This is a genomic window from Cellulomonas algicola (assembly GCF_003851725.1).
GTDB classification, from domain to species: domain Bacteria; phylum Actinomycetota; class Actinomycetes; order Actinomycetales; family Cellulomonadaceae; genus Cellulomonas; species Cellulomonas algicola.
The window spans coordinates 1-2520 of record NZ_BHYL01000290.1 but is presented as its reverse complement, the minus strand read 5'-3'; the positions used below and the strand labels follow the sequence as shown (position 1 = coordinate 2520).

2 protein-coding genes are annotated in these 2520 nt (G+C 74.3%); both read right to left on the bottom strand.

The features are described from left to right. Positions 1-500: 500 nt before the first annotated feature. A complete protein-coding gene (locus CTKZ_RS16650; protein WP_124343993.1) occupies positions 501-1430 on the bottom strand; it encodes a tetratricopeptide repeat protein in 930 nt (309 codons plus the stop codon). 72 nt (positions 1431-1502) lie between these two features. After that, the coding region (locus tag CTKZ_RS16645; protein ID WP_307720314.1) for a DUF8094 domain-containing protein at positions 1503-2520 on the bottom strand (1018 nt) is incomplete at its 5' end.

The following is a 2520-nucleotide window of genomic DNA, read 5'->3' as shown; positions in this document are numbered from 1 at the left end:
GGGGTGGCACGAGCCCTCTCAATCTCAACCAAGACCCACCACACGAAACCGTGCGATGAACCATCTTGGCATCGACTACTTGGCACACTGTTGAGTTCTCAAGGAACAGACGCGCATCCCTTCGGATCTTTCGATCCGGCCGGAGGCAACCGTTCAAACTTAGCGGACCGGCTCTTCCTCGTCAACCTGCCCTCTCGGGCTGGTTCGGCGTGGTCATGCTCGCTCCACATCCGGACGCTCGTGTCGACCGGCGAGAGGTCTCGTCGGTCGGAGATCCGGGGGACGTCACTCGCGGGACCAGCCACCGGGATCGTTCCTCGGTGTCCGTTCCTCCCTGCCGGGCGACGTCGAGAACATTACGCAGCGGTGGCGCGGAAGATCAAGTCGGCCCTCGGTGACGCCCGTCACGCAGGCCCGGAGACGACGGCGGCCGGCCGACGGGATGCGCGCTGACCTGCGCGAACATCCGCGTCGACCGGCCGTCCGGTCGGTGCTTGTTCTCAGTACAGCGCGCTCGCCATCGCGCGGCGGGCCGCCACCACGCGGGGGTCGTCGCCGCCCACGACCTCGAACAGGTCGACGAGTCGCAGGCGAACGCGCTCCTTGTCGGCGCCGAAGGTCCGGCGCAGGACGTCGACGAGCCGGGCGAACGCGTCCTCGACCTGCCCGCCCAGGACGTCGAGGTCCGCGACGGCGAGCTGGGCGTCGACGTCGTCGGGCCGGTCCGCCGCCGCGGTCCGCACCGCACGCAGGTCGATGTCGTGCGTCCGCTCGAGCAGCCCCACCTGGGCGAGGCCGGCGCGGGCGAGCGCGTCGCGCGGGTTCTCGGTCAGCGCCTGCTCGTAGGCGGCGCGCGCGGCCGGGAGGTCGTCCGCCTCGATCGCGTCGTAGGCCGCCTGGTGCAGCGGGGGCAGCTCCGGCTCGGGCTCGACCTCGGGCTCCTCCCCTGCGGGTGCCACGCGTCCCGTGATGCCGTTCGCCTCGGCGGCCGCGAGCACCTGGTCGATGACCGCGCGCACCTGGTCACGCGGGTACGCGCCCTGGAACAGCGGCAGCGGCTGGCCCGCGAGCACCGCGACGACAGTCGGGACCGACTGCGCCTGGAACGCCTGGGCGACCCTCGGGTTCGCGTCGGCGTCGATCCGTGCCAGCAGCCAGCGACCCGCGTCCTCGTCGGCCAGCGCGGCGAGGTCCGCTGCCACGCCCGTGCTCACCTCGCTCCACGGCGCCCACAGCACGACGACCACGGGGTGCTGCGTCGAGCGCTGGAGGACGTCGTTGAACGTGGACTCGTCGACGTCGAGGGCGTAGGCGCTCGGCTTGTCGAGCCCGCCCGGCGTCCCGGGAGGCGGCGTCGAGCGGGCGAGGCCGGACAGGTCGACGGCGCCGCGGACGTCGAGGCGGGGACGGGGCCCGGAGGGCTGGGACATGCGCGTCATCCTTCGTCCCGGGCACCGGGTCCCGGGCTGGTCGTGTCGCTGGGTGGGTCGGGTCGGTCGAGGTCAGGAGGCGCTGGCGGCGGTCACCGCGTGCTCGGCCGCGAGGACCTGCACCGGTGCTCCGCTGTCGGCGGGCGGCACGTACATCACGAGCACGTCGGTGTAGGTCCGGGCGAATGCCGTGGCCGCGCTCTGCGTCCCCGTGAGCGCAGCGTAGAACGGGTCCTGGATCGGGATCGTCCCGCCGGCCACCGTGAGCGTCACCGTCGAGACCGTCGTCATCTGCCCGACGACGATCGCGCCGCCGTCGGCCGTCGCGAGCGCGACCACCGGAGCGGCGTCCGGCGTGTAGGTCTCCGTCGCCGACGCCGCCGACTCCACGCCCGCGACCATCGCCGCCCGCGCGGCCTCGATCGCCGCACGGAACGGGTCCGGTGCGAACGTCGCCGCGTACGCCGAGCCCGCTCCGTTCGCGAGGACGTCCGCGTACTGCGCCAACGCGTCCGCCGGCGTGACGACGAGCCCCTGGGCGTCGGGCGCGAGCACCGCGCTGCCCGTCGACGGCTCGGCCGTCGCCGGCATGCTGACGCCGGGGGCCATCCGCGCCCACCCCCAGAGCTTGTACTGCTCGCGGGGCGCCGCCTGCTGGAGCACCAGGATGCGGGGCGCCTGCAGGTCGTCCGGCTGCTCGGTCACCACGAGCTGCGTGCGCGGCCACTGGGTGGTCTGCGGGACGATCAGGACCTGCTCGTCGGTCGGCAGCACCGTCGGCGGCTTCGCGCCACCCGTCACGCCCGAGCGGACGTACTCCGCGGTCCGGGTCGCGAGCGCCGGGCCCGTCACCCGGGGCGCGAGCGCCGCCGGGTCGAGGGCCGCGTCCGCGGTGCTCAGGACCTCCCCGAGATCGCCGAGGACGTCCGTCGACTGCGCGACGGTCGTCGCCGCCGGGGCGACCGCAGGTGCCGGGTCCGGCGCGGGCTCCGAGGGCGGGGCGGCGCAGCCGGCCAGCACGGCGAGCGCGACGACGCCCGGGACGGTGCGCCGCAGCACGGGGGCGACACCGCGGCGACCCGCGCTCGAC

What these genes read in the sequence shown, in the direction of transcription:
- CTKZ_RS16650 (WP_124343993.1), bottom strand. Translation starts at nt 1,430, where the DNA reads ATGTCCCAGCCCTCCGGGCCCCGTCCCCGCCTCGACGTCCGCGGCGCC.